Raw genomic sequence first — 25,811 nt, 5'->3', positions numbered from 1 at the left:
GCAGGAGGGTTGTCGCGTCAGCAACCCGGTAAGGCTACCCGACCGGCCGTTGCTCGGTGAAATCGGGTGCGGGCCGGTCCGGCCCGTCCCCGTACGCGGCCGCCGCCATCGCGAATTCCTGTGCCGCCCCGCCGAATCCGTCGACCTGCTCGGTGTAGACCGGCGCCACCCGCGGCTGCAGGAAGCCCGGCAGCCAGGGCAGCAGCGGATCGGGCAGGCCGTCGAGCAGCCCGCCGGCCGGGTCGTCGAGACCGTCGCGGCGCACCGGGTCCTCGGCGGGCCGGTAGATCTGGCGCAGTACCAGCGCGCACATCACGAGCACGGCCAGATCGCGGACGATCACCGTGCCGGTGAACCACTGCTCGGGCACACCCTTCTTGTCCACGCCCAGATAGAAGTACATGCGCGGGAACCACAGGAACGCGTCGATCGTCATCCAGGCCAGCAGCACCTTGCGGTTCGGCAGCGCCAGCGCCGCCAGCGGTACCAGCCACAGCGAGTACTGCGGACTCCACACCTTGTTGGTCAGCAGGAACGCCGCCACCACCAGGAAGCACAACTGCATCAGCCGCGGCCGGCGCGGTGCGGTCAGCGCGATATAGGCGATACCCACACAGGCCACCAGGAACAGCACCAGCGAAAAGCCGTTCAGCACGGTCGGCGGCGCGCCCGGCGCCAAGCCCGGGTCGAGTCCCTTCCAGCCAGTGAAGGACGAGATCACGTTGTAGATCGAGTCCGGGTCCTGGCCACGCGTGGTGTTGAGCCGGATGAACTCGTGCCAGCCGTCGAAATACGGGACCGCGATCGGCAGGTTCACCGCGGTCCAGGACAGCACCGCGCCCACCACGGCCAGCGCCGCCGCACGCAACGGCCGCGCGGGAGCCGCGGTCAGGTAGGCCCGCATACCGGTGACCGGACCGAATTTCCGCAGGTCCGCGAACGACCCGCCCGGCTCCTTGCGCCGGCTGTCGGCCCGCAGACACAGCAGCACGATCGGGGCCAGCAGGAACACCGGATACAACTTGGCGGCCGTACCCAGGCCGAGCAGCACACCGGCCAGGATCGGCCGCTTACGCGCCCACGCCAGCAGACCGGTCGCCGCGAACGCGGTCGCCAGCGCGTCGAAGTTGGTGAAGATGTGCACCGCGACCAGCGGCGACAACGCGATCAGCGCCGCATCCCAGATCCGCCGGCCGCCCGCCAACTGCGACGACGCCCACACCGTGATCAGCCAGGCGATCGCCAGCCCGAACGCCACCACATCGAAATACACGACCACGGCCAGGGTTCCGGGCAGGCTCAACTGCTGCCAGGCCCGGCCGACCTCCATCGCCGCGTACTGGTAGAGCCCCGACAGCACCGGATACTCCATGTACCGGACCTGCGTTTTCCCGTTCGCGCCCGGCTCGGTCCAGGACTTCTTGTACGGGAACGCGCCCTCGTTGAGATGTTCGGCGCCGTACAGCGGGACCGTGTCCGAATAGCACATGGCCACGTACTGCCGGCTGTTGCTCCAGTCCAGCATGTAGTGGCCGTCGCCGGTCTTGGCCTGCTGGATACAGGGCGCCTTCGCGAACCAGCCCAGCGCCAGGAACATCAGCGCGAAGACCAGCAGGATGCGCAGCGGGGTCCAGAACCGGGACCGGCCGATCAGCGCGTGCCGACCGACCGGGCCGCCGATCAGGGTGGAGCCGGCGGCGGCGAGCGTGTCGTTGCGACTGGGGAGGTCCCGGTCGTCGAGGGAGCGCAGGTCGGATGCCAGCGGGGCCGGAGAGTCCGACCGGAAATCCTCCGGCAGGTCTGCTCCGGCCCGCGTTGACACCAGTTGTTCGATCACGGCATCCGAGGCTACCTGCCGTTGCGGTTCCCCGGGGGTGTCCCGGCTGCCGGATTTCCACCGGGTGCGGCACCCGGTGCCGCGGGGTCGGTGGTGGCCATCGGCTGGCCGGGTGCCGGTCCGCTCGGCTGGTTGGGATCGGGAGCGGGCGCAGGCGTCCAGGCCGGGTTCGGCACCATCGTCACCTGCGGCACACCGGGCAGGCCGAACGGCCCGGGCGGTCCGGGAACCATGCTCGGAACGAACTGCGGGACCAGCGGATTCTGCGTCGCCGGCGGTGTGTACGGCGTCGACCACGACGGCACACCGGCCTGGCCGGCGATGGCGGCGGGCTTCGGGAACTGCTCGACCGGCGTGCCCTTGAGCGCGCCGTCCATCGTGGCCTTCCAGATGTCCGACGGCAGCTGCGAACCGTACATCGGCCCGCCGCTGGCGGTCTTCAGCGGTGCCGGGGTGTCGTGCCCGATCCAGACCGCGGTGGCCAGCGACGGGGTAAACCCGATCATCCAGGCGTCCTGGTCGGCGCCGGCGTCACCGCCGGTCCCGTACTGCGTGGTACCGGTCTTGGCGCCGGACGGGCGGCCACCGGCCAGATCGTGGTGGTTCGACCAGCCGGCGATCGGCCGCATCGCGTCGATCACGTTGTCGGCCACCGCGGCCGACACCCGCTGCTCACCGGTGGGTGTGCCACGGTCGAGCAGCACCTGACCGTCGGCCGCGACGACCTTCTGCACGAAGTGGACCGCGTGGTACATGCCGGAGTTGGCGATCGTCGCGTAGGTGGAGGCGATGTCGATCGGGCGCACCGTGTACTCACCCAGCACCACACCGTCGTTCACGCCGCCGTCGGCGTTCTGCAGCGTCTTGCCTTCCATGCCCGGAATGGTCTCCGGGATACCCAGCTTGTGCGCCATGTCGGCGATCTTCTGGGCGCCGCTGTTGGCCGGCTGCATGGCCATCTCCATGCGGATGAAGCTGGTGTTCAGCGACATCTTCAGCGCCTGGGCGATGGTGCAGGTACCGCAGCCCTCGCCCTCCACGTTGGTGATCTGGATGCCGTGGTCGTTGACCGTGGAACTGTCGTACATCTCCGAAAGCGGTTTGCCCAGTTCGAGATTGGTGGCCAGACCCCAGACCTTCGCGGTCGAACCGGTCTGCTCCGGGGAGTTGGCGTAGTCCAGGCCGACACCGTTCTCGCCGCCGTAGTACGCCTTCACGCCACCGGTCTTGGGGTCGATCGACACCACCGCGTACCGGTTGTCCTCGCGCTCGCCGTCGCTGTATTTGTGGACGGCGTCGAGCGCGGCCTGCTGGGCCTGCGGGTCGATGGTGGTGGTGATCTGCAGGCCCAGGGTGCTGATCTGGGTGTCGGTGATCCCGGCGGCGGACAGCTCGTTCATCACCTGGGTCTTGATGTGCCCCTCGGGCCCCGTGCCGCTGCCCGGCTCGTTGTCGACGTCCGCGGACGAGCGCACCTCCGGGTACTGCATCTTCGCCCGGTCGGCCGAGGGCAGGTTGCCCATTGAGACCATGCCGTCGAGGACGTAGTTCCAGCGTTCCTGCGCGCCCTTGAGGTTGTGCTCCGGGTCGAGACCGTAGGGCTGCTGGATCGTGGCGGCCAGCATCGCGCCCTCTTCGACGGTCAGGTCCTGGACCTTCTTGTTGAAGTAGACGTGTGCGGCGGCGTCGATGCCGAACGACCCGCGGCCGAACGGAATGGTGTTGAGGTAGGCGACGAGGATGTCGTCCTTGCTCCACGACCGGGCCATCTTCGCGGAGATGACCAGCTCGTGCATCTTTCGGGTCAGCGAGTGCTCGTTACCGACCATCGCGTTCTTCACGTACTGCTGGGTGATGGTGGAACCACCACCGGCGCTCTCCTTGCCCAGCAGGTTGTCGCGGAACGCGCGGGCGAAGCCGCCGACCGAGAAACCCGGGTTGGTGTAGAAGGACCGGTCCTCGGCCGCGATCACGGCGTTGCGCACGTGCGGCGGGATCTGGTCGATCGTCACATCGGTCCGGTTGCCTTGCGGCGGAACGATTTTGCTGATCACCGTGGTGTTGTCGGCCGCGAGGACGGTCGCGGTCTGACTGTTCTTCAGGTCGCCCGGCCGGGGCACCGACACCGTGTTGTAGGCGACCAGGAACACCGTGCTCGGAATGATGATGAGCAGCGCGAAGAACACGTATGCCGCGCGGCGCACGTACTTCCATTTGAAGTTCCGCAGCCAGGCCGGGCCGCGGCCGTCGCCGCCACCACCGCCGGTGCCGCGCCGCCCGTTCGGCGGCCGGTTGGGCGGACCGCCGACACGCTGCCCGGGGCCGACGGCGCGCTGGGATCCGGTCGCCGGTCGCGAGCCGGCGCCGGGGCGGTTCGGATCACCGGGACGGCTCGGATCGCCGGGCCGGCCACCGGGGCGCTGTCCACGCTGGGCGACGGCCTCGCTCAGCGAGCCCATGACGCGGCGGGTCGAGTCGTCCATCGGCATGTTGGACTGGGCGCCGGTGTCGCCGGGGCGCGGTGCGGGCCGCCGCTGCGGATCGCCCTGCGGTCCACGCGGGTAGTCGCCTTGCGGCCGACGGGGGTAGTCGCCTTGCGGCCCGCGCCGGTCACCGCCCTGTGGGCCGCGCGGATCGCCGCCCTGTGGGCCGCGTCGATCGCCGCCTTGCGGTCCGCGCGGGTCGCCGCCCTGTGGCCCCCGCGGCGGCATGCCGCCGGGACCGCGCGGGGCGGGGCCGCCAGCGCGCTGGGTCTCGTCCGGGCGGTACGGCATCGAACGTCCCGGTGGGGGACCGGCCGGTCGTTGCGGCTGTCCTCCCGGCCCCTGCGGTGCGCGCGGAATGCGGCCACCGTGCGGCCCGTCGTCGTAGGGCGAAGTCACAGGAACGTTCTCCATAACTTGATCGAGTCGGCAGCAGGCGAGCGATCACAACGGTGTGCACGCGCCCGCTCACCAGATATATCCGCGGGTCCCGTCATTCCGCAGCAGTCCGGCGGGTGCCGCTGCGACGCCGGGTGGGCGTCGGGGTCCGGCCCAGCACGTAGGACTGCACCAGATGGTTCCAGCTGCAGGTCCGGCACACTTCCACGACGTGCACCGTGAACTCCTCGCGGGTCTCCGCCATCCGCTGCAGTTCCTCGGGGGCGCGGGCGGATCCGGCGGCCGGACCCAGGCCCTCCCCGTACACCCAGGAGACCTGGGTGAGCTGCTCTTTACGGCAGATGGGGCAGGTGACATCACTGCCGCGACCATGGAATTTGGCCGCCCGGAGCAGGTAGGGGTTGGCGTCGCATACCTCGCCGACATCCACCCGTCCCGCGTAGACGTCGGCCAGCAGCGACCGGCGCCGGAGCGCGTAGTCGACCACCTGCCGCTGAATTCGCACGCCCCCAGAGTACTTGCCCGCGCCCCCAGCGGGTCGTGGTGTGAACAACGCTGCATCAGATGTATCGCTCCGATATAGTGTCTGTCGTATCCATCGGTTAGGTGTGGAGAGAACAGTCAGGAGGTGGCGCCCGAAATGCTCGAACTCGCGATCCTCGGGCTGCTCCTGGACACGTCGATGCACGGCTACGAGCTGCGCAAACGGCTCACCGGCCTGCTCGGACCGTTTCGGGCCTTCTCCTACGGGTCGCTCTACCCCACCCTGCGGCGCATGCAGGCCGACGGACTGATCGCCGAGGAGGTGCCCGACGGCCTGTCCATGACCCGCCGGGCCCGCCGGGTCTACCAGCTCACCGACGCCGGTCGGGTCCGCTTCGGCGAACTGCTCGCCGACACCGGCCCGCAGAACTACACCGACGACGGCTTCGGTGTGCACCTGGCGTTCTTCGGCCGCACCCCGGCCGAGGCCAGGATGCGAATCCTCGAAGGCCGGCGCAGGCAGGTGGAGGAGCGTCGAGAGGGATTGCGCGAGGCCGTGAAACGAGCCAGCGGAACCTTCGACCGCTACACCCGCCAGCTCCACCAGCTGGGTCTGGAATCAAGCGAGCGCGAAGTGCGCTGGCTCAACGAATTGATTGCCGCGGAGAAAGAAGGAAGAACCGGCCATGAGTGAGAACAAACCCGGCGGCGAGATTCGCGTCGCCATCGTCGGCGTCGGTAACTGCGCCTCGTCGCTGGTTCAGGGTGTGCAGTACTACAAGGACGCGGACGAGAACTCCAGCGTCCCCGGCCTGATGCACGTCAAGTTCGGCGCCTACCACGTGCGGGACGTCAAATTCGTCGCCGCGTTCGATGTCGACGCCAAGAAGGTCGGTTTCGACCTCGCCGACGCGATCAACGCCAGCGAGAACAACACCATCAAGATCGCCGACGTGCCGCCGTCCGGTGTCACCGTCCAGCGCGGCCCGACCCTCGACGGCATCGGCAAGTACTACGCGCAGACCATCGAACTGTCCGAGGCCGACCCGGTCGACGTCGTCGCCGCCCTGAAGGCCGCCGAGGTCGACGTCCTGGTGTCCTACCTGCCGGTGGGTTCCGAGGAAGCGGACAAGTTCTACGCCCAGTGCGCCATCGACGCGGGCGTCGCGTTCGTCAACGCGCTGCCGGTGTTCATCGCCTCGGACCCGGTGTGGGCGAAGAAGTTCGCCGACGCGGGCGTGCCGATCGTCGGCGACGACATCAAATCGCAGGTCGGTGCCACCATCACCCACCGCGTGATGGCCAAGCTGTTCGAAGACCGCGGCGTGGTGCTGGACCGCACCTACCAGCTGAACGTCGGCGGCAACATGGACTTCAAGAACATGCTCGAACGGGAGCGTCTGGAGTCGAAGAAGGTCTCCAAGACCCAGGCCGTCACCTCCAACCTGAACGGCCCGCTGTCGGGCAAGGTGCACGACCGCAACGTGCACATCGGCCCCTCGGACTACGTGGAGTGGCTCGACGACCGCAAGTGGGCGTACGTCCGGCTCGAGGGCCGCGCCTTCGGTGACGTGCCGCTGAACCTGGAGTACAAGCTCGAGGTGTGGGACTCGCCGAACTCGGCGGGCATCATCATCGACGCGGTGCGGGCGGCCAAGATCGCCAAGGACCGTGGCCTGGGCGGCCCGGTCATCCCGGCCTCGGCCTACCTGATGAAGTCCCCGCCCCAGCAGATCGCGGACGACATCGCGCGCGCCCAGCTCGAAGCCTTCATCATCGACGCAGACTGACTACAGCACGTCAGTACGGAAGCCGACCGGGACCTACCCGGTCGGCTCCGACGTTTCAGGACAACTGATCTCGTGCGGGCCGGGTAACTCGGCGGGTACGCCCGAACTGGATCGCTACGCACCGTAGGCACGGATACGAAACAGCCGACGGCTCTCAGCCGCCCGCAAGAAACGCGGAGAGGCGGGCGAGCTTAGTCCAGGGAGACGTACACCTCGACCGACGTCGGCCCGGTGTAGCGCTCGATCTCAGCGACGTGCGAGCGGGTGATGGTGCCCGCGGCCTCCGCCTTGGCGACCTGCGCCCACGCCGTGCGCAGCAGGTCGTACGGCTTGTCGGAGACCACGAACTTGGCGTAGCGGCCGGCCGGTACCCGGGTCAGCACGTCGCCGGTGTCGAGCTGGTCCAGCCCCTCCAGCTCGTAACCCAGCACGGCCACCGCGTGGTCGTCCTGGCCGATGTAGGCCGCGATCCGCGGGACCGGCTTCTCCCGGGCCAGATAGCGGTCCCAAGTGAAATTGACCAGGTCCAGGTCGCGGGCAGTGACCTCACGGCCCGCCAGCGGCACGGTCAGGCCGCCCACCAGGCTGCCGGGAATGGAGACGATCTCGAAGTCCACGTGTCGTTCCTACCTGTCGCCCTCGTCGCCGGTTTCCACCGCGACGTAGATCTCGACCGTGCGGGCGTCGGGATACCGTTCGAAATCTCCGGTGTACGCACGGGTGATGGTGCCGGCGGCTTCGAGGTCCCAGACCGAACGCCAGACCGAGACGATGGCGTCACCGAGATTGTCGCCACCGGTGACGAACTTGGCGAAGGTGCCGCCGGGCACCCGGGCCAGGACGTCGCCGGGCTCCAGATCGTCCAGCGACTCGCAGCGGTAGCCGATGATGTGGGTCAGATACGAGCCGATCTCCGGCGCGTGATCCACGTACGCGGTCGCCGGAGGTCCCGGCATGGTCCGGGTCAGCTGCGCTTTCCAGGCGTCCTCCACGCGCTGTCTGCGCGGGCCCTCGACCGCCAGTGCCGGGCTGCGGAGCACAGTTCCGGCGACCAGCGTCTCCGGGCGCTCGACGATTTCGAAATCCACCGGTGTCGCCCCTAAGTCTCGTGCGGTGTGGCGGGCCGCCCGATGCCACTCGGTCCGGTCACCCACTTTGCTGCCAGCGGTGCCTGATCGGATCTACTGCGGTTGCGGGCGGCAGATCCGATCGGGGCGTCCCGTTGGTCGATCACTGCGCCTATCCTCCCGCATCCATCCACTATCACTCCACAGCGGCCCGCCCCGAATAGTGTTCAGTTTCATATCCCTGTTTCACAACTCCGGCACCCGGGGGCGTGCGCCCTACCCTATCGGCGCGGGCCGGACAGTGGCCGCATAACGAGGATTCACTTCGTCACAAAACAGGCTCTGACCGGTCAGGCGGCGGACCGAACACGCCATTGCGCGTCAGCGTGACCCGGTTTCACCGGGCCACCGCTGTTCGCGCCTGCGCGGGTGACACTTTCTGTCCGCCGGTGCCGCCGGGATTGCGCATCCGCGCCAGTTCGAGAATCGGTTCGGCAATTCCATGTCAGCCCGGCAGCTGAATGGTCAGTCCGGGCAGGATCTGCACCTCCCGGGGCGTGTTCGGCGGCGGTACCAACAGGCCCGGCGCCGGGTCCTCCGGCGGGGGACCCGGGTCCGGTGTGTCGAACGGGCCGCCGCGCAGCGGGGCCTGTTGCGGCGCGGGAGCGGGTGCCGGGGCGGCGGGCCCGATCGCGGACGGGTCCGGACCGGACCAGGCCGGTGCGGGCGCCGGTGGGGCCGGGGCCTCGCCCGGCGGGGGCGGGCCCGGGTCGAGCAACAGCGGCGGGTCGGTTGGCTGCGCGAACTGTTCGACCGGGCTGTCGGCCAGGGCGCCGTCCATGGTCCGCTTCCAGATGTCGGCGGGCAGCCCGGAACCGTAGATCGGGCCACCCCAGCGGGTCGTGATCGCTTGCGGCTGTTCGGTTCCGATCCACACCGCGGTGGACAGCGACGGCGTGAAACCGATCATCCAGGCGTCCTTGTCGGCGCCGGTGTCCCCGAGCTGGGTGGTGCCGGTCTTGGCGGCCGAGGGCCGGCCGGCCAGGTCGTGGCCGTTGGAGTAGCCGGCGATCGGCAGCATCGCGTGTGTGGTGGTGTCGGCGGCCGCCGCGGTCACCCGCAGGGTGCCGGCCGGGTTTCCGTGGTCCAGCAGTACCCGGCCGTCACCGGTCACCACCTTCTGCACGAAGTACGGCGAGTGGTACATGCCGGAGGCGGCCAGCGTCGCGTAGGCCGAGGCCATGTCGATCGGCCGGACCGAGTACACGCCCAGCGCGATCGACGGGGACGGCGTACCGGTGTCCGAATCCGTCAGCGAGGTGCCCGCGACGCCGGGGATCCGTTCCGGGATCCCGGCGGCGTGGGCGGCGTCCGCGACCGCCTGCGGGCCCACGGTCTCGGTCAGCCGGTAGAAGCTGGTGTTGAGCGAACGCTTGAAAGCCTCTGCCAGCGAACAGGTTCCGCAGGTCTCGTTGCCCACGTTGCTGACGCTCACGCCGTTCACCGTGATCGGACCGCTGTCGAGCTGATAGGACAGCGGCACGTTCTGTTGGACGGCGGCCAGCACCGCGAACGTCTTGAACGAGGACCCGGTCTGCAACGGCGCCTGCGCGAAGTCGTAGCCGACGCCGTCGTCACCGCCGTAATAGGCCCGCACCGCACCGGTTCTGGGGTCGATCGACACCACTGCGGTGCGCAGGTCGGGCGGTTGGTTGTCGAGGGTGCTGTGCACGGCGTCCACGGCGGCCTGCTGGGCGCGGCGGTCGATCGTGGTGGTGATTCGCAGTGCGCCGGTGTTGATTTCGTCGTCGGTGATGCCGGCGGCCCGCATCTCGTCGAGCACCCGGGTGCGGATCAGCCCGTTCGGGGTGTGGGTCGCGTCGTCGAGCGCCGATGGGCCGATGATGTTCGGGAACTGTTGTGCGGCACGCTGATCCGGTGTCAGCTTGCCCATGGTGACCATGCCGTCGAGCACGTAGTTCCAGCGGGCCACCAGTTGATCGTGGTGGGTCTCCGGGTCCAGCAGGGACGGGGTGCGAATCACCGAGGCCAGCACCGCGCCCTCCGCGAGGGTCAGATCCGGCACGTGCTTGTCGAAATAGGCGCGCGCGGCGGCCGAAATCCCGTAGGCCCCACGGCCGTAGTAGATCGTGTTCAGGTACGCGGCGAGGATGTCGTCCTTGCTCCACTGCCGCGCCATCTTCGCGGAGATGATCAGTTCCCGCATCTTGCGGGTCAGGCTGCGCTCGGAGTCGAGGAAGGCGTTCTTCACGTACTGCTGGGTGATCGTGGAACCACCACCGGCGTCCTGGCGCCCGAGCAGATTGTCGCGGGCCGCGCGCAGGAACGCCTGAGTGGAGAAGCCCGGGTTGGAGTAGAAGTTGCGGTCCTCGGCGGCCAGCACCGCGTCGCGCACCGGCATCGGGACGTCGTCCAGCTTGACCAGGGTCCGATTGCCTTCGGGCGGAATGATTTTCGCCAGCACAGTGGTACCGTCGGCGGCGGTGACCGTGGCGATCTGATTGGTCTGCACCGCGCTGGGGCGGGGGACCTGGGCACTCCAATAGGCCAGCGCGCACAACAGCGCCGGCACCACCAGGAAGATCAGGAACAGTGCGAGGACCAAGCGCCCGGCACGGCGGCCGGACCGCGTCCAGTCCGCTACGGCGGCTCGGGTTCCGGTGTCCGTGTCGGCCGGGGCGGCGGGTGCGGGAGCCCGGTGGCGCACGGGCCGCATCTGCAGGCCCTGCCGCATGCGCCGGCGATTCGCCGCGGTGCCCACGAGTTCGTTCCAACGGTGCAGGAGGTCGCGCAGGCTCGGCCTTCCCGAACCGCCCGGTCTACCGCCGGAACTCACCTGTCCACCTGAACCGTGCCGCGACTGGCGGCTGGGTCGGGCAGGGCCGGCCGGATACTTCGCTCGTTCACGCGATCATCTCCTCGGGAGGATGTTCGACGAACTACACCGAAGTCTCCACCATACGACGGCCCCGGTGCTCGTTCGAGCGCCGAGGCCGTCTCTGTTACTACCTGTGATCCGGAGTGCCGGTCAGCTCTTGACGCCGCCCGCGGTCAGACCCGAGATGATGCGCCGCTGGAACACCAGCACCATGACGACCAGCGGCACTGTGACGATCGTCCCAGCGGCCATGATCGCGGTGTACGGGGGCACGTGCGGGTCGTTGCCGGAGAACCGGGCGATCGCGACCGTCACCGGCTCGGTGCCGGACGAGGACAGCAACGACGACAGCAGGTACTCGTTCACGGCCGCGATGAAGGCCAGGATCGCGGTGGTGAACACCGCGGGCGCGGCCAGCGGCAGCATGATCAGCCGGAATGCCTGGAACCGGGAGGCGCCGTCGATCCGGGCGGCTTCCTCCAGCTCCCACGGCAGTTCGGCGAAGAACGACGCCAGGATGTAGACGGTCATCGGCAGCACGAACGAGATGTTCGGGATGACCATCGCCTGGTAGTGCCCGATCCAGCCGATGTTCGTGAACAGCTGGAACAACGGGGTCACCAGCACGACCACCGGGAACATCGACGCCGACAGGATCAGCCCGGCGATCAGCGACTTGCCGCGGAAGTCGATGCGGGCCAACGCATACGCGGCCATGATCCCCAGCACCAGGGCCAGCGCGGTGGTCAGACCACCGATCACGGCACTGTTGAGCAGGGCCCGGCCGAAGTCGTTCCCGCGTGAGGTGTCGAACGCGTTGCGGAAGTTCGTCAGCGTCACATGGGTCGGCCACGGCGAGTTGTCGAAGGTGTAGGCGGGGTCGCGGAACGCGGTGACCACCATCCAGTAGAACGGTCCCAGTCCCCACACCAGCACGATCAGCGCGCCCACGTAGACGCGGGCCGAACCGAGCCGGGCCGTCCACGGCACGGCGGGCCGTTCGGGCGCGTCCATCGGGGTCGTCACAGTCGCCATCAGTGCGCCTTCCGCTGTTCTTCCTGGGTCGCCACCGCGTTCGCGCCCAGCACCTTCACCAGGACGAACGCGACCGCGAAGATCAGCAGGAAGGTGAGCACCGACAGGGCCGAGGCGCTGTTGTCGGTAGAGCCCTGACGCAACTGGTCGACGACCAGGATCGAGACGGTCCGGGTCGCGGAGTTGCCCTGGGTCATGATGGCCGGCAGGTCGTAGAGCCGCAGCGCGTCCATGGTCCGGAACAGCACCGCGACCAGCAGCGCCGGCTTGAGCAGCGGCATGGTGATCTGGGTGAACCGCTGCCAGGCGGAGGCGCCGTCGACCTTCGCGGCCTCGTACACGTCCGCCGGGATGACCTGCAGCCCGGCCAGGATCAGCAGCGCCATGAACGGCGTCGTCTTCCACACGTCGGCGATGATGACCGCGAACCGGGACGGCCACGCGTCCTGCTGCCACAGGATGTGTGTGCCGAGCACCCGGTTCACCACACCGTCGTACTGGAACATGAACTCCCACAGCCGCGCGGTGACAGCGGTGGGGATGGCCCACGGGATCAGCACCGACGCGCGCAGCAGGGCCCGGCCCTTGAACGTCTTACCCATCACCATCGCCATGCCGAGCCCGATGGACGCCTCGAGCGTGACCGTCACCACCGCGAACAGCAGGGTGATGCCGACCGCGACCCAGAACTGCGAGCCCAGGTTGCCGGTCGGGCAGGTCTCGGTGCCGCCGCCCGGCAACGGGCACTGCTGCAGCAGCCAGTGCGAGTAGTTGTCGAACCCGGCCGGGCCGCCCTCCTCGAACATGCCGGTGGCCTCGTTGAGCCCGGCGTCCTTCTGGAAGGACATCCAGATCGCCCGGACCACCGGATATCCGATGACCACGGCCAGCGACAACAGCACGGGCGCGACGAACAGCCAGGGCCGCCAGCGTTGTGACACCGTTCTTTCTCCTACCGGACCGATGTGTGAAGGACGTCGCGGCTCACGCGCCGGCGGCCGCGATGCCCTTCTGCATCTGGGCGATGGCGGTGTCGACGGACTCCTTGCCGGTCATGGCGGCGGTGGCGTTGTCCTGGATGGCCTTGGACACGGCCGGGTAGAACGGGGTCACCGGGCGCGGCACGGCGCTAGCGATCGACTCCTTGAGCGCGGTCAGGTACGGGTACTTGGCCTTCAGGGCCGGGTCGTCGTACATCGACTTGAGCACCGGCGGGAAGCCACCGGTGGCGATGAGCCGCTGCGCGTCCTCGCCGATCAGGAACCGCAGGAAGTCCAGTGCGGTGGCCTTGTGCGTGGAGTAGGTGCTGATGGCGGCGTTGTAGCCACCGAGGGTGGAGGCGCCGACGCCGTCCTTGCCGGGCAGCGGCGCGACGTCGAAGTCGCCCTTGACCGCGGAGGCGTCGGAGTTGGCCACGTCGAACAGGTTCGGCCAGGTGCGGACGAAGAGCAGCTTGCCCTGCTCGAACGCGTCCTGGCTCTCTGCCTCCTTGTAGCCGATGGCTTCCTTGGGAATGTCACCGTTCTTGTAGGCGTCGACCAGCACCTGCAGGCCCGCACGGGATTCCGGGCTGTCGACGGTCGGCGTGCGGCCGTCGGAGCCGATGAAGGTGCCGCCGTAGGCGTTGATGACCTCGGACGCGTTCACGGTCAGACCCTCGTAGGGGGCGAACTGGCCGGAGTAGCAACCCATGTTGTGGTCGCGGGCGATGGCGCAGTCGGCGAGCATCTCGCTCCAGGTGCGCGGCGCGGTGGGGACCAGGTCCTTGCGGTAGTACAGCAGGCCACCGTTGGTGTTGCGCGGCACCGCGTACAGGGTGTTCTTGTAGGTCGCGCTGGTCACGGTGGGCGACAGCAGGTTCGAGGTGTCGATCGCGAAGGAGTCCTTCAGCGGCTGGATCCAGCCCTTCGCGGCGAACTCGGCGGTGTCGGTGACGTCGAGCGCCATCACGTCGTAGTCCGACTGCTTGGCCTTCATGTGCTGGGCCAGGTCGTCGTACTGCTGGGAGGCGTCCGCGGACTGCTCCTTGAAGGTGACCTTCTCGTCCGGGTGGGTGGAGTTCCACCGGTCGATCATCAGCCGGACCGCGCCGTTCTGGGTGGTGTCCTTGCCCTCGACGTAGGTGATGGGCCCGCGACCGGTCAGGTTCTGCGCGGACGGGTCACCGCCGCTGCTGCTGGAGCAGGCGCTGGTGAACGTCGCCGTGAGCAGTGCGGTCGACACCGCGGCGAGGGCGGCGCGCGAGACCAGGGAGGTACGTCGCGAGGATTTCAAGGCCATCGATACTCCAGGGTTGGTCCGTGAGCGCCGGCACACTCAGCGTTTGCACAACGGAAGATACATTGTCGGCCTGTGGACGCGCCTCTGAAGGCCCCGATTGCCCGGGCCGCGCGGGGGCAGGGTTCGAGGCCCGGGGCCGGTGTCGGTGCGCTCTCGTATCGTGATCGCATGAGCACCAACCCGGCCCAGGACAAGGTGTTGACCCGCATCGGCGGGTTGCTGCGGCAGGCCGAGTCGACCGACAACGAGCACGAGGCGGAGGCGTTCCTGACCGCCGCGCAGCGGCTGGCGACGCGGTCCTCGATCGATCTGGCGGTCGCCCGGGCCCATGTGGCGGTCCGGGAGCGCCGGACGACGCCGGTGCAGAAGATCGTTCCCATTGGTGAGCCCGGTAAACGCGGATTGCGTACCTACGTCCAGTTGTTCGTGGCGATCGCGTCGGCCAACGATGTGCAGTGCGATGTGGCGCGGTCGTCCACCCAGGTGTTCGCGCACGGCTTCGAGTCCGATATCGCGACGTGTGAGGCGCTGTACGCGAGCCTGCTGGTACAGATGGTGCGGGCGTCGGACCACTACATCAAGTCCGGGGTGTACAAGTCGGCGACCGTGGAGAAGGTGGTGGCCGAGAAGCGCTGGGGCAGAACGGTGCAGCGCCGGGTACAGGCGCCGGTGGCGGCCGTGACCGCGCGGCTGAACTTCCAGATGGCGTTCGCGGCGCGGATCGGCACACGGCTGGACGAGGCCCGCGCGGAGGTGACCCGGGAGGCGGCGGCCGAGCCGGCGGCCGCCACGGGTACCGCACTCGTGTTGCGCGACAAGGAACTCGAACTGCTCGACTTCTATCGCAGTACCTCGCAGGCCCGCGGGCGCTGGCGTGGCCCGCAGGAATCGGCGGGGTATTCGCGCGGTGCCCGGCAGGCGGGCGACCGGGCGGGCCGGGCCGCGCGTCTGGGCACCGCACCCGAATTGGGCGCTGCCCGTGCACAGTTGGGTCCCGCGGGGTGAGTGTGCGCGACACCCAACGGTCCCGGGTGTACGACGCGGAGGGTCTGGTCCGGCGCATGTTCGAGGTGGCCGACGCGTCGGGGGTGCGCACGGTCGAGGTGCTGGGCTCGCAACTCACGCTGCCCGTCGAGCGGCGCTTCGGTTCGGTGGAGTCGGTGCAGAGTTATGTCGACCGCGTGCTGGCATTGAATTGGGTTCGGGCGCAATGGGATCAGGCCGCCACCCCGATCCGCGTGCGCGCCCGGGCGGGCACGTCCGCCGCCCACTACGAGACCGGCCGCGCGGTACTGGCCGTCCCGGTGCACGGCAGCGGGCCGGGCTGGGCGCTACGGGAACTCGTCGTCCTCCATGAAATCGCCCATCATCTCCAGCCCGCCGGGTCCGATGTCGCCCCCCATGGCCCAGAGTTCTGTGAGCGCTATGTGGAACTCGTCGACGGCGTCGTCGGACCCGAGGCCGCCCTGGTGCTGCGTTCGGGCTTCCTCGGCTGCGGGGTACGGGTCGGTTGAGGTGTCGGACGGGCTGCTCGGATCGGCCGATGCCGCTGGGGCTACCGGTGTGTCGAGGCCGCCGCCCGGGGTGGCCGGGGCGTGGAAGCCGGCGGGTGACCGTGGATCGAAGCCGGTAAAAGCGGCGAACTCGTCCTCGACCGGGAACATGCCGAACAGCTGCCGGTCGGCGCGGCGGCCCAGGGAGGGCTTCGGCGGCGGTGGTTGCTCGAGTTGCTGTGGCTGTGCCGCGAAGGGCTGGGTCGGGGTGGTGTCGTCGGTGGCCGGTTCGACGGGGACGGCGGTCAGGCGGCGTTCCCACACCTGCTGCGGGCGCACAGCGGGTGGTCGGTTGTTGTCCGGCAACTGCACGAGCACGTCCTCCATCGTCGGACCCGTCCGGGTGGGGGCACAGAGGTGTGACTGCCGCAATGCTGCCAGAGGTGGGGGCGGTACGGGTGGTTAACAGAGAGTTTGCGGGGGTGAATTCGGGCGAACCCGGCTGCGCGCGGACCGCCGCGCCGCCGGTTCGATCGAACTCGGCTCGTGCCGGCGCGTATTTCGGACCGCACTCGGCGAGTTCTCGGCCTCCGGTGGCGACTATTCGAGCAGCCGGGCGACCCGGGTCAACCGGTCGAGCCACCAGCGGGTGCGCTCCGGGTCGGGGTGGCGGTAGCGGTCCAGCAGGTTCGGATCGGGAACCGGCGGCGTGGCCGGCACGTCGAGGAAGCCGTCGACCGGCAGCAACGGCGTCGCGGTCACATCCCCCTCGAACAGGCGCAGTGTCCCGAGGCCGCAGGCGAAGGACGGTTCCGGCAGGCACGCGGCCAGGGCGAGCTGCGCGGACAGTCCGACGCTGGTCTCCAGCGCGGACGACACCACACACGGCAGACCGGCGGCCGCCGCGACCTCCAGTGCGCGCCGCACGCCGCCCAGCGGGGTGCATTTCAGGATCGCGATATCGGCCGCGCCGGCGACCGCGACCCGCAGTGGATCCTCGGCCCGCCGGATGGACTCGTCTGCCGCGATCCGCACGTCGACCTTGCGGCGCACGGCGGCCAGTTCCTCGATGCTGCGGCACGGTTGCTCGACGTATTCCAGACCACCCGCCGCTCGATCGATGCGCCCGATGTGGTCGACGGCGATGTCGACGTCCCACACCCCGTTGGCGTCGATCCGGACCGCCCCGCCCGGCCCCAGCGCATCCCGCACCGCCTCGACCCGCGCGAGATCCTCGGCGAGTGACCCGGGATGGTCGGCGACCTTCACTTTCGCTGTCCAGCAACCGGATCCGGCCACGATCGCATGCGCCCGCTCCGGATCGACGGCCGGCACGATGCAGTTCACCGCGATCCGGTCCCGGATCGCCCCCGGCCACCCCACGCCGACCTGCTCGACCGCGGTCGCCAGCCACTGCGCCGCCTCCCGATCGTCGTACTCGGGGAACGGGCAGAACTCACCCCACCCGAGCGGGCCCCGGATCAGGACACCCTCGCGCACGGTGATCCCGCGAAACCGGGTCCGCAACGGGATCGCGTAGACCACCGCCGACCCGACCTCCACCAGCTCGTCCATCCCGCCACGTTATCCGGCCGCCGCAGCACTCGAGCGTGCTCGGTACCGATCGGCACGACCCGTCGATTATTCACCTGCCGCCTGCCGAAGCGGGACGCGCGGATCGCTGTCATACGCACATGTGCGCATGACAGCGATCAGGTCGATTCTCGGCCCGTGCCGTGCATGTTGGGGCCGGGCGTGCTCGCAATTGCCCGTAGTCGGCGACTGGCCGGGCTCCGCTCGCTCAGAGTCGCTCGTACACCGTGGCGTTGGCCAATCCGCCTGCCTCGCACATGGTTTGCAGTCCGTACCGGGCACCAGTGTCGTGCATGGCGTGCACGAGCGTGGTGGCCAGGCGGGCGCCGGACGCGCCGAGCGGGTGGCCCAGCGCGATGGCGCCGCCGTGCACGTTCACCTTCGACAGGTCGGCGCCGGTGTCGGCGGCCCAGGCCAGTACCACCGAGGAGAAGGCCTCGTTCACCTCGAACAGGTCGATGTCGGACAGCTGTAATCCGGCTCGCTGCAGGACCTTTCGGGTGGCGGGGATGATCGCGGTGAGCATGAGCAGTGGGTCGTCGCCGACCACGGTGGTGGTGTGGATGCGGGCCAGCGGGGTGAGGCCGAGTTCGCGGGCCTTCGCGCTGGTCGTGATCAGTACCGCAGCGCTGCCGTCGTTGATCTGGGATGCGTTGGCGGCGGTGATGTTCCAGCCGATCTCCGGGAAGCGCGTCGCGTACTCCGCGCTGTAATAGGCGGAGCGGAGACCGGCGAGCTGTTCCACGGTGCTGCCGGTCCGAATGCCCTCGTCGGTGGAGAGTCCGTGCACCGGAATCAATTGGCGCTCGAAGAGCCCGGCTTTGGTCGCGGCTGCTGCCTTCTCGTGGCTGGCGAGCGCGAATTCGTCCATCCGGGTGCGGCTGATGCCCCAGCGCGCGGCGATCAGTTCGGCGCTGATGCCTTGCGGCACCAGTCCTTCCGGGTAGCGGCCGGCGAGGTCGGCGCCCACGGGGTCGCTGGTGCCGATCAGGTTGGTGCCCATGGGTACTCGGCTCATGGATTCGAGCCCGGCGGCGACGACCACGTCGTAGGCGCCGGCGATGACGCCCTGCGCCGCGAAGGAGATGGCCTGCTGGCTGCTGCCGCACTGCCGGTCGACGGTGGTGGCGGGTACGGATTCGGGGTAGCCGGCGGCGAGGGTGGCGCGCCGGGTGACGTTGTTGCTCTGCTCGCCGACCTGGGTGACCACGCCGCCGATCACGTCGTCGATCAGGGCCGGATCGATTCCGGTCTGCCGGACCACTTCGCGCAGGCTGTGGGCGAGCAGGTCGACGGAATGGACCTCGTGCAGGGCGCCGGTGGGCTTGCCCTTGCCGATCGGAGTGCGGACAGCGGCGGCGATGACTGCGTCTCTCATGACCAGTTCCTTTCGTGAACTATAGTCAGCCTAGGAGCTAACAATACTCAACGCAAGCCAGATCGAGTTATGATGGATCACATGTCCGTAATCCTGGAAGACCGGTTGCGGGATCTCAGCCGCTGGAAGCCCGACGGCTGCTCGATCGCCAAAGCCCTCGACATCGTCGGCACCCGCTCGGCGATCCTCATCCTGCGCGAAGCCATGTACGGCACCACGCGCTTCGACGCGTTCGCCGAACGAGTCGGCGTCACCGACGCCGCGGCCGCCGCCGCCCTGCGCAAACTGACCGCGGCCGGCCTGCTCCGCAAGCAGCCCTACCAGGAGGAAGGCAAACGCACCCGGCACGAATACGTCCTCACCGACATGGGCCGCGACGTACTGCCGGTCGTGCTGGGGCTGTGGCAGTGGGGTGACAAGTACCTGCAGGACGGCATCCCGCCGCTGCAGCGCGTGACGGACGCGACCGGGGAACCGGTCCAGCTCGAACTGCGCAGCGCGTCCGGGAGCGAAGTGCCGCTGGAAGGCGTTCAGGTCCGGGTCAACCCGGACTACCTGGCCCAGCGGCGATCCGCGCGCTCGCGCTGACCGATCAGGCCAGGCGGCGCCCGTCGTCGGGAGCGAAGAAATAGGTGTGCTTCGGGTCCGGCGCCAGATACAGGCGGGTGCCGCGCGGCGGCGGGTTGCGCCAGTCGGCGCGGGCCACGATCGACTGCGATCCGTCGTTGGGCAGGATCGGGGTACGGCCGTAGATATAGGCGTCGGAACCCAGCTCCTCCAGCACGTCGACCTCGGCGGCGATGCCGATGCTCTGCTGGGTCAACATCAGATGTTCGGGCCGGATCCCGACCACGACCGAACCGTTCGCCGCGGAGGTCACCTCGCGCGGAACCTGGATGGTGAACCCGCCCAGCACCACCGAATCACCCTGCAGCGGCAGCGTGAACAGGTTCATCGCCGGTGAACCCATGAACCCGGCCACGAACAGGTTCGCCGGATTGCGGTACAGGTCGCGCGGCGCCGCGCACTGCTGCAGGATGCCGTCCTTTAGCACCGCGACCCGGTCACCCATGGTCATGGCCTCGACCTGGTCGTGCGTGACATAGACGGTGGTGGTTCCCAGCCGACGCTGCAGCTGCGCGATCTGGGTGCGGGTCTGCACGCGCAGCTTGGCGTCCAGGTTCGACAGCGGCTCGTCCATCAGGAACACCTGCGGCTGCCGCACGATCGCGCGGCCCATCGCGACGCGCTGCCGCTGACCACCCGACAGCGCCTTCGGCTTGCGGTCCAGGTACTGCTCGAGGTCCAGCAGCTTCGCCGCCTCGGCGACGCGCTCCGCGATCTCGGCCTTGCCGACCTTCGCCATCTTCAGCGCGAAGCCCATGTTCTCCGCCACGGTCATGTGCGGGTACAGCGCGTAGTTCTGGAACACCATCGCGATGTCGCGTTCCTTGGGCTCGGCGTGCGTGACGTCCCGGTCGCCGATCAGGATGCGGCCGCCGTTCACCTCTTCGAGCCCCGCCAGCATGCGCAGCGAGGTGGACTTGCCGCACCCGGACGGCCCGACCAGCACCAGGAACTCGCCGTCGGCGATCTCCAGGTTCAGCGAATCCACCGCGGGCGTGGTGCTGCCCGGGTACAGCCGGGTGGTCCGGTCGAAGACGACTGTGGCCATGACGAATGAACGTCCCTTCACCGGCAGGAACGTGCCGGACGATCCGAATAGAGGGGAGCCGGGGCGAACCGCAGCCCTCGAATCCTAGCCGTAGTTCGTCGCCCGTCGGCGGCCTGAGCGGTTCCGCTCGGCTACCGGCTGCGGGCCTTGACCGATCGGGCGGTGGGCCGGGTAGCGTGTGGAACGGTCCGTTCTGCCCTGTTCCGCTTGTGCCGTCGACGAGGAGCGATCATGAGCCGCCCGATCCGCATCGGTGTGCAGATCCAGCCCCAGCAGGCCCCGAAGTACGGCCTGATCCGCGACGCCGTCCTGCGCGCCGAGGACGTCGGGGTGGACGTGGTCTTCAACTGGGACCACTTCTATCCGCTCTACGGCGACCCCGACGGCGCACATTTCGAGTGCTGGACCATGTTGGGCGCGATCGCCGAACAGACCGAGCGGGTGCGGCTGGGCGCGCTGGTGACCGGCGGCGGCTACCGTAACCCCGACCTGCTGGCCGATATGGCCCGCACCGTCGACCACATCTCCGGCGGGCGGCTGATCCTGGGCCTCGGGGCCGGCTGGTTCGAACGCGACTACGACGAGTACGGCTACGAATTCGGTACCGCCGGAACGCGGATCGACAAGTTCAAGGACTCGCTGGCCCGGATCACCGACCGATTGGCGCGGCTGAACCCGCCCCCGGTGGGACCGATGCCGATCCTGATCGGCGGTGGCGGCGAACGCAAAACCCTGCGCCTGGTGGCCGATTACGCCGACATCTGGCACACCTTCGCGGATCTCGAAGTGCTGCAGCGCAAGTCGAAGATCCTCGCCGAGCACTGCGCGGTCGTCGGCCGCGACCCGGCGCTGATCGAACGGTCCGTGCAGTGGCCTGGTGCCGAGGCCGCCGGTGCGCTGGCGGCCGCGGGCGTCACCCTGTTCACCGTCGGGGTCGGCGGTCCGGACTACGACCTGAGCGCGGTGGTCGAGGCGATCGGATGGCGGGACGACTACAACCCGGAGCCGGTCACCGGCATCGCCTGAACGGGACCCTCCGGTCGGGTGGCCGGCGCTGGAATCACCGTGATCGCATCGGTTCCCGCTGGCGGGATCCGGCCGCACCATGACTGCTGACCGTGGGTGAACACCCCCGCGGCCGGTGTGGCTAGGAGCAGTCATGAGTGAATCGGGCCCCGCGCCCACCCCGGATCGGTCCGTGCTCGCACGGATCGGGTTGGACTGGTGGGCGGTACTTTTCGCGGCGGTGATCGTGATTCTCGTGATCACGGGCCTCGTGTCGAAGATCTCGTGGTGAGTGCCGTGTCTGCCGAGAACACCACTGTGAGTGGAACATCCGTGCCCGCGAATCCGTCCGAGCCGGCGGGCGTACCCGCCGAGACGTCCGTCCCGATCGAAACGCAGGGCGCTTCCGCCGAAACAGTCACGCCTGAAACGGAATTCACGTCGGCCGAGGCGATCGCGCCACCGGTGACGGAACTGCGTCGGTTGCTCGGATATCTACCCGGGATCGCGCTCCTGATCGTGATCGGCCTGGCGGGCAAGTACACCGAAATCTGGCTCAACCGGTGGGCGAAAGCCCATCACCATTCGTTCCCCGATATCGAATACGTGCTGTGGGCGATCGTATTCGGCATCATCATTGTGAATACCGTTGGTGTGCACCGAATCTTCAAGCCGGGCGTCGGCAGCTACGAGTTCTGGCTGAAGGCCGGAATCGTCCTGCTGGGCTCCCGGTTCGTGCTCGGTGACGTCGCGAAACTCGGTGGCACCAGTTTCGTGCTGATCCTCGTCGACATGACGGTGGCCGGGACAGTCATCCTCACCGTGTCCCGATTGCTGGGCCTGTCCGGGAAACTCGGCTCCCTGCTGGCGATCGGCACGTCGATCTGTGGCGTGTCCGCCATCGCCGCGGCGCGCGGCGCGATCCGGGCGAAGAACTCGGATGTGAGTTACGCGATCGCCGCGATCCTCGCACTCGGCGCGGTCGCCCTGTTCACGCTGCCCGCGATCGGCCACGGAATCGGCTTGAGCGACCACGAATTCGGGCTCTGGGCGGGTCTGGCGGTGGACAACACCGCGGAGACGACCGCGACCGGATACCTCTATTCGGATGCGGCGGGCAAGCTCGCCGTGCTGGTCAAGTCGACCCGCAACGCCCTGATCGGTTTCGTGGTCCTGGGTTTCGCGCTCTACTGGGCGGGGCGCGGCGAGGCCGACGCGATCGCGCCCGGGGTGCGCGCCAAGGCAGAATTCGTCTGGGCGAAGTTCCCCAAGTTCGTGCTCGGCTTCCTGGCGGTGTCGGCGCTGGCCACCCTGCACTGGCTGAACAAGGGGCAGTTGACGAGTCTGGGCAACGCGTCGCGCTGGGCGTTCCTGCTCACCTTCGCGGGCGTCGGCCTGAACACCGACTTCCGGGAGCTCGGCAAGACCGGGTGGCGCCCGCTGGCGGTCGCGGTGGTCGGGCTGGTCGTGGTGGCGGCGGTGTCGCTCGGGCTGGTGCTGTTCGCGTCCCGCGTCCTGCACTGGGGCGTGGTCAACTGACCTGGGGCGCCGGGGAACACACGGTCGTGAACGCCGCCCACAGCAGCGGCGAGTCGACGACCGAGCCACCGGCGCGCCAGGCCGCGAGCCGGGCGCGCTGCCAATCATTCAGTGCGCGAACCGGATCGGCGGCTTCGTGCGCGGCGTCGATCGCGCAGATCGCCTCCTGCAGCGGATGTGTGTGCGATTCGGCCCCGGCGAACCGGTGAAAGGCCAGGTCGGTGGGCAATGCCCACCGACCGGCCGTCACGAGTTCGGCCCCACCGTGCAGCATCGCCGCCACCAGGCCGAGAGGTTCACCGAACCGCAGGTCACCGCCGCTCTCACAGGCGATCAGGGCGACCCGGCTGGGAATCGGCCAGTGCCGGGGTCCCTCGCCCGGCGCACCGCCCGGCCCGCCGAGGATGAGGTCGCGAGCGGACAGCGGGCGATGCGTCCGTTCGGGCTCGGCCCACCCGTCGGTGTCGTCCCGGCACGCCAGGTGCAGGCGAGCCAGTTCACTGAGCCCGGTCTCGGGCGCCGCAGCGGTCACGTGCCCCACGTAGAGCAGCCGGGCGGCCCCGGAACGCAAAGTGTCACTGAGCCATTCGCGATCAACGTCGGAGCGCCGAAACGCCTCCACCGCACTGTCCACCTTCGGCCGCAACAGATCTCGCTGGCGGTACTTCTCGACCCGTTGCAGCAGCGGCGATTCCGCGGCCATCCGTCCGAGCACCGATCCGAGCGCCGAGTCGGCACGGAATCCCGGTACCCGCGGATCCAGAACCGCCACCCGAGGCAGATCGGCCGACTCACCCCACGACCGCTGCGTGCGCCCCGGTGTGTGGATCAACCCCGCCGGCGCGAGCTGACTGATATCGGCCAGATCGAGCAACCGCACTGCGGGGTCGGGAGCCATGAGCTCCCAGGGGATCTGGGCGACCCGCGGCGACGGCTGGATCCGAATCCGCGGCCGCACCCCAGCGGTGTAGTACCGATACAGTTGCTCGGCCAACCGATAGGGCAGAAACGTCCGCGACAACTGCTGAGCCAGGTCTAATTCGGCTACCGGGTCTACCAATTCACTGGCAGTGAGCGCGGATTCGAGACCGTCAGGTCGCGTCGGATTCGGCAGTGCGGCGGCCACCCGCTCCACCAGCGCGACCACCTGATCCTCGGGGACAACCGCGATCCCCGGCTCGGACACCGCACGGCCCCACTGCCAATACAGGTACAGTTCACCGGCATCGGCCATGCGGAGGAGCAGTGTCGGCGGATCCTCCTGCCCGTCGGCAGCTTCCCCGGCGGCAGGGCCGAACTCGACGGCCGACTCGGCGATCTCGGCCGAGGTGTGCAACGCGGGTACCCTCCGATTGCGAAGCTCCAGCCGGTACCGTCGCTCGGCGGCCGTCAAGTGGTCGGCGAGAGCGATGCGGTCCGGTGGACCGACCCGCAGCAGCGGGGGCAACGAGACTCGCAGCCCGGTCACCGCGACGGCGGCGGCGAGCGTGACTCCGAGCGCCAGGGTCCCCGGCGGTGGATCGGGAGTCGACGGTTCAGGCAGTTGCAGCGGCAACCGTCGCGGTGGTGCGTGTTCGGGTCGCTCCGGCTGCACTGTCGAACCCGCACACTGGGTTTCGACCAGCTCGGCCAGCAGATGCGCGGCGCCGGAGAGGGTGGCGAACCGAAAGGCCAGCCGCTGTGCCGGTCGGGCCAGGTTCTGCTCCCATTGCAGCCGCTGGGCAGCGCTGGGGAAACTGAACCGGACCGCGTCGATGGCCAAGGCGGAGGCCACGGCCAATCCGGTCGCACGACCCACCACAGCGGGATCGGGTCGCTCGTAGTCGAGCGCCGATTCCAGCAGTGCCGCATGCCAATAGTCGATCTGAGCGCAGCGGTGGCCCAGGTCGTGCGCGGCGTATACCCGGAACGCGTTGTCCAGCAGCTGTTCCGCCTCGTCGGGACGGCCCAGCGCGAAGGCTGCGGTGGCGAGTCGAACCCGCGCCTCCGCTGCCTCCAGATGCGCTGCTGCGGAATCGAACTGCTCGGTGCTGCGGCGGTACAGCGCATAGGCCCCGGCCTGGTCTCCGCGGCACTCGGCCAGGAACCCCAGTGCCTTGAGCCCGATCCCGGCCCGCGGTGCCAACCCGGCCCGTTCGAAGTAGTCCTGCGCCGCGACCAGCAGCGGCTCTGCGTCGTCCGGCCGATTCCGGCGAATGTGCATGAGCGCCAGGTTCTGCCGAGCCTCGGCCACCCCCGTGGCATCTTCGGCTACCTCGAACGCCGTCAGCGCCTGCTCCGCGAAATCGATCCCCAGGTCGGTCCGTCCGGTCTCGAAATAGGCTGCCGCCAGATTCATCAGCGGATGCCCCGCCAGCTCCGGGGCGAGCCGGGCGGTCGTATCCAGCGTCTCCTGTGCCAGTTCGATCGCCGCCGCCCACTGCTCTCGCGCAATCGCCACCGCCGTGGACGACAGCAGGCAGGCGACCCACAGCGAGCCGGGTTCGAGCTCCGCCAGCAGCTCCCGACACTCGGTCAGCGCCACCTGGGCTCCGTCCAGATCACCCAGATGTTGCAGTGCCTGCGAATAATTCACCAGTGTCGAGGCCCTCAGGTCCGCGTCCTCGTCCCCCATCTCCGCGAGCGCTTCCCGCATCCACCGCACCGCACGGTCGTGATCCCCCATCCGATCCGCCATGCTCCCCGCATTGACCATGGCAGACACCCGAATCCGGCCCTCGGCCTCAGTTGCCAACGCGGTGAAGATCGCCAGCGCCGCAGCGGTGTCACCGGCCTGGTACGCGGCCGCTCCGGCGAGTAGGCGCTCCCGACCGGCTGCACGCGTATCACTCTGCGGCACTGTGGAATATGTGCCT

The 25,811-nt window shown here is 68.9% G+C and carries 21 protein-coding genes; 8 read left to right on the top strand and 13 right to left on the bottom strand.

What is annotated here, in order from left to right; translation table 11 throughout:
* Positions 1-34 precede the first annotated feature (34 nt).
* The 3 genes from EBN03_RS06065 to EBN03_RS06055 all read right to left on the bottom strand — a co-directional run bounded on the left by EBN03_RS06065 (position 35) and on the right by EBN03_RS06055 (position 5,224).
* A complete protein-coding gene (locus EBN03_RS06065) occupies positions 35-1,834 on the bottom strand; it encodes a glycosyltransferase family 87 protein (protein ID WP_233608241.1) in 1,800 nt (599 codons plus the stop codon).
* A 14-nt stretch (positions 1,835-1,848) separates the two neighbouring features.
* Complete coding sequence (locus tag EBN03_RS06060) at positions 1,849-4,719, bottom strand: transglycosylase domain-containing protein (protein ID WP_407671087.1); 2,871 nt, start codon at positions 4,717-4,719, stop codon at positions 1,849-1,851.
* Between the two features lie 94 nt (positions 4,720-4,813).
* Positions 4,814-5,224 (bottom strand): DUF5318 domain-containing protein, encoded by a 411-nt coding sequence (locus tag EBN03_RS06055; protein WP_158675547.1) that lies wholly within the window; start codon positions 5,222-5,224, stop codon positions 4,814-4,816.
* Positions 5,225-5,359: 135 nt separating this feature from the next.
* Here EBN03_RS06055 and EBN03_RS06050 point away from each other — a divergent pair, with 135 nt between their 5' ends.
* Positions 5,360-5,896, top strand: coding sequence for a PadR family transcriptional regulator (locus tag EBN03_RS06050; RefSeq protein WP_122187327.1), 537 nt, complete (start codon positions 5,360-5,362; stop codon positions 5,894-5,896).
* Positions 5,889-6,992 (top strand): inositol-3-phosphate synthase, encoded by a 1,104-nt coding sequence (locus EBN03_RS06045; protein ID WP_122186935.1) that lies wholly within the window; start codon positions 5,889-5,891, stop codon positions 6,990-6,992. The genes EBN03_RS06050 and EBN03_RS06045 overlap by 8 nt, the downstream gene beginning before the upstream one ends.
* A gap of 191 nt (positions 6,993-7,183) precedes the next feature.
* Here EBN03_RS06045 and EBN03_RS06040 read toward each other — a convergent pair whose 3' ends face one another.
* The 6 genes from EBN03_RS06040 to EBN03_RS06015 all read right to left on the bottom strand — a co-directional run bounded on the left by EBN03_RS06040 (position 7,184) and on the right by EBN03_RS06015 (position 14,273).
* Complete coding sequence (locus tag EBN03_RS06040) at positions 7,184-7,609, bottom strand: GyrI-like domain-containing protein (protein ID WP_122186934.1); 426 nt, start codon at positions 7,607-7,609, stop codon at positions 7,184-7,186.
* Between the two features lie 9 nt (positions 7,610-7,618).
* A complete protein-coding gene (locus EBN03_RS06035) occupies positions 7,619-8,080 on the bottom strand; it encodes a GyrI-like domain-containing protein (protein WP_122186933.1) in 462 nt (153 codons plus the stop codon).
* Between the two features lie 484 nt (positions 8,081-8,564).
* Positions 8,565-10,814, bottom strand: coding sequence for a transglycosylase domain-containing protein (locus EBN03_RS06030; RefSeq protein ID WP_122187326.1), 2,250 nt, complete (start codon positions 10,812-10,814; stop codon positions 8,565-8,567).
* Between the two features lie 294 nt (positions 10,815-11,108).
* Complete coding sequence (locus EBN03_RS06025) at positions 11,109-11,993, bottom strand: carbohydrate ABC transporter permease (RefSeq protein ID WP_122186932.1); 885 nt, start codon at positions 11,991-11,993, stop codon at positions 11,109-11,111.
* Positions 11,993-12,958, bottom strand: coding sequence for a carbohydrate ABC transporter permease (locus tag EBN03_RS06020; RefSeq protein WP_122186931.1), 966 nt, complete (start codon positions 12,956-12,958; stop codon positions 11,993-11,995). Before EBN03_RS06020 ends, EBN03_RS06025 begins: the two co-directional genes overlap by 1 nt.
* A gap of 19 nt (positions 12,959-12,977) precedes the next feature.
* Positions 12,978-14,273: an ABC transporter substrate-binding protein gene (locus EBN03_RS06015; protein WP_122186930.1), complete on the bottom strand. Its 1,296-nt coding sequence runs from the start codon at positions 14,271-14,273 to the stop codon at positions 12,978-12,980.
* Between the two features lie 168 nt (positions 14,274-14,441).
* Here EBN03_RS06015 and EBN03_RS06010 point away from each other — a divergent pair, with 168 nt between their 5' ends.
* Together EBN03_RS06010 and EBN03_RS06005 are read left to right on the top strand one after the other, a co-directional pair.
* Positions 14,442-15,278 (top strand): DUF2786 domain-containing protein, encoded by an 837-nt coding sequence (locus tag EBN03_RS06010; protein WP_199742633.1) that lies wholly within the window; start codon positions 14,442-14,444, stop codon positions 15,276-15,278.
* Complete coding sequence (locus EBN03_RS06005; RefSeq protein WP_122186929.1) at positions 15,275-15,787, top strand: TIGR04338 family metallohydrolase; 513 nt, start codon at positions 15,275-15,277, stop codon at positions 15,785-15,787. The genes EBN03_RS06010 and EBN03_RS06005 overlap by 4 nt, the downstream gene beginning before the upstream one ends.
* A 579-nt stretch (positions 15,788-16,366) precedes the next feature.
* Here EBN03_RS06005 and EBN03_RS06000 read toward each other — a convergent pair.
* Positions 16,367-17,341, bottom strand: coding sequence for an o-succinylbenzoate synthase (locus EBN03_RS06000; RefSeq protein WP_122186928.1), 975 nt, complete (start codon positions 17,339-17,341; stop codon positions 16,367-16,369).
* A 226-nt stretch (positions 17,342-17,567) separates the two neighbouring features.
* Complete coding sequence (locus EBN03_RS05995) at positions 17,568-18,737, bottom strand: thiolase family protein (protein WP_122186927.1); 1,170 nt, start codon at positions 18,735-18,737, stop codon at positions 17,568-17,570.
* An 81-nt stretch (positions 18,738-18,818) separates the two neighbouring features.
* Here EBN03_RS05995 and EBN03_RS05990 point away from each other — a divergent pair, with 81 nt between their 5' ends.
* The gene (locus tag EBN03_RS05990; protein ID WP_233608198.1) at positions 18,819-19,325 is read left to right on the top strand and encodes a winged helix-turn-helix transcriptional regulator; all 507 of its coding nucleotides are present in this window, start codon (positions 18,819-18,821) and stop codon (positions 19,323-19,325) included.
* A 4-nt stretch (positions 19,326-19,329) separates the two neighbouring features.
* Here EBN03_RS05990 and EBN03_RS05985 read toward each other — a convergent pair whose 3' ends face one another.
* Complete coding sequence (locus tag EBN03_RS05985; protein WP_122186925.1) at positions 19,330-20,412, bottom strand: ABC transporter ATP-binding protein; 1,083 nt, start codon at positions 20,410-20,412, stop codon at positions 19,330-19,332.
* 231 nt (positions 20,413-20,643) lie between these two features.
* On the opposite strand from EBN03_RS05985, the gene EBN03_RS05980 reads away from it, so the two are divergent.
* From EBN03_RS05980 to EBN03_RS05975, 3 genes are all read left to right on the top strand, one after another.
* Positions 20,644-21,438: an LLM class F420-dependent oxidoreductase gene (locus EBN03_RS05980; protein ID WP_122186924.1), complete on the top strand. Its 795-nt coding sequence runs from the start codon at positions 20,644-20,646 to the stop codon at positions 21,436-21,438.
* 133 nt (positions 21,439-21,571) lie between these two features.
* The gene (locus EBN03_RS34480) at positions 21,572-21,709 is read left to right on the top strand and encodes a hypothetical protein (RefSeq protein WP_199742632.1); all 138 of its coding nucleotides are present in this window, start codon (positions 21,572-21,574) and stop codon (positions 21,707-21,709) included.
* A 161-nt stretch (positions 21,710-21,870) separates the two neighbouring features.
* Positions 21,871-22,956, top strand: a complete 1,086-nt coding sequence (locus EBN03_RS05975; RefSeq protein ID WP_122187324.1) for a YeiH family protein — start codon at positions 21,871-21,873, stop codon at positions 22,954-22,956.
* On the opposite strand, the gene EBN03_RS35660 is transcribed toward EBN03_RS05975, so the two are convergent.
* Positions 22,949-25,795: a tetratricopeptide repeat protein gene (locus tag EBN03_RS35660; RefSeq protein WP_325052054.1), complete on the bottom strand. Its 2,847-nt coding sequence runs from the start codon at positions 25,793-25,795 to the stop codon at positions 22,949-22,951. The genes EBN03_RS05975 and EBN03_RS35660 overlap by 8 nt on opposite strands.
* Positions 25,796-25,811: the final 16 nt, after the last annotated feature.

The organism is Nocardia stercoris (genome assembly GCF_003696265.1).
GTDB lineage: Bacteria > Actinomycetota > Actinomycetes > Mycobacteriales > Mycobacteriaceae > Nocardia > Nocardia stercoris.
The sequence above is the reverse complement of the archived record's forward strand: the minus strand, read 5'-3'. Positions and strand labels throughout refer to the sequence as shown.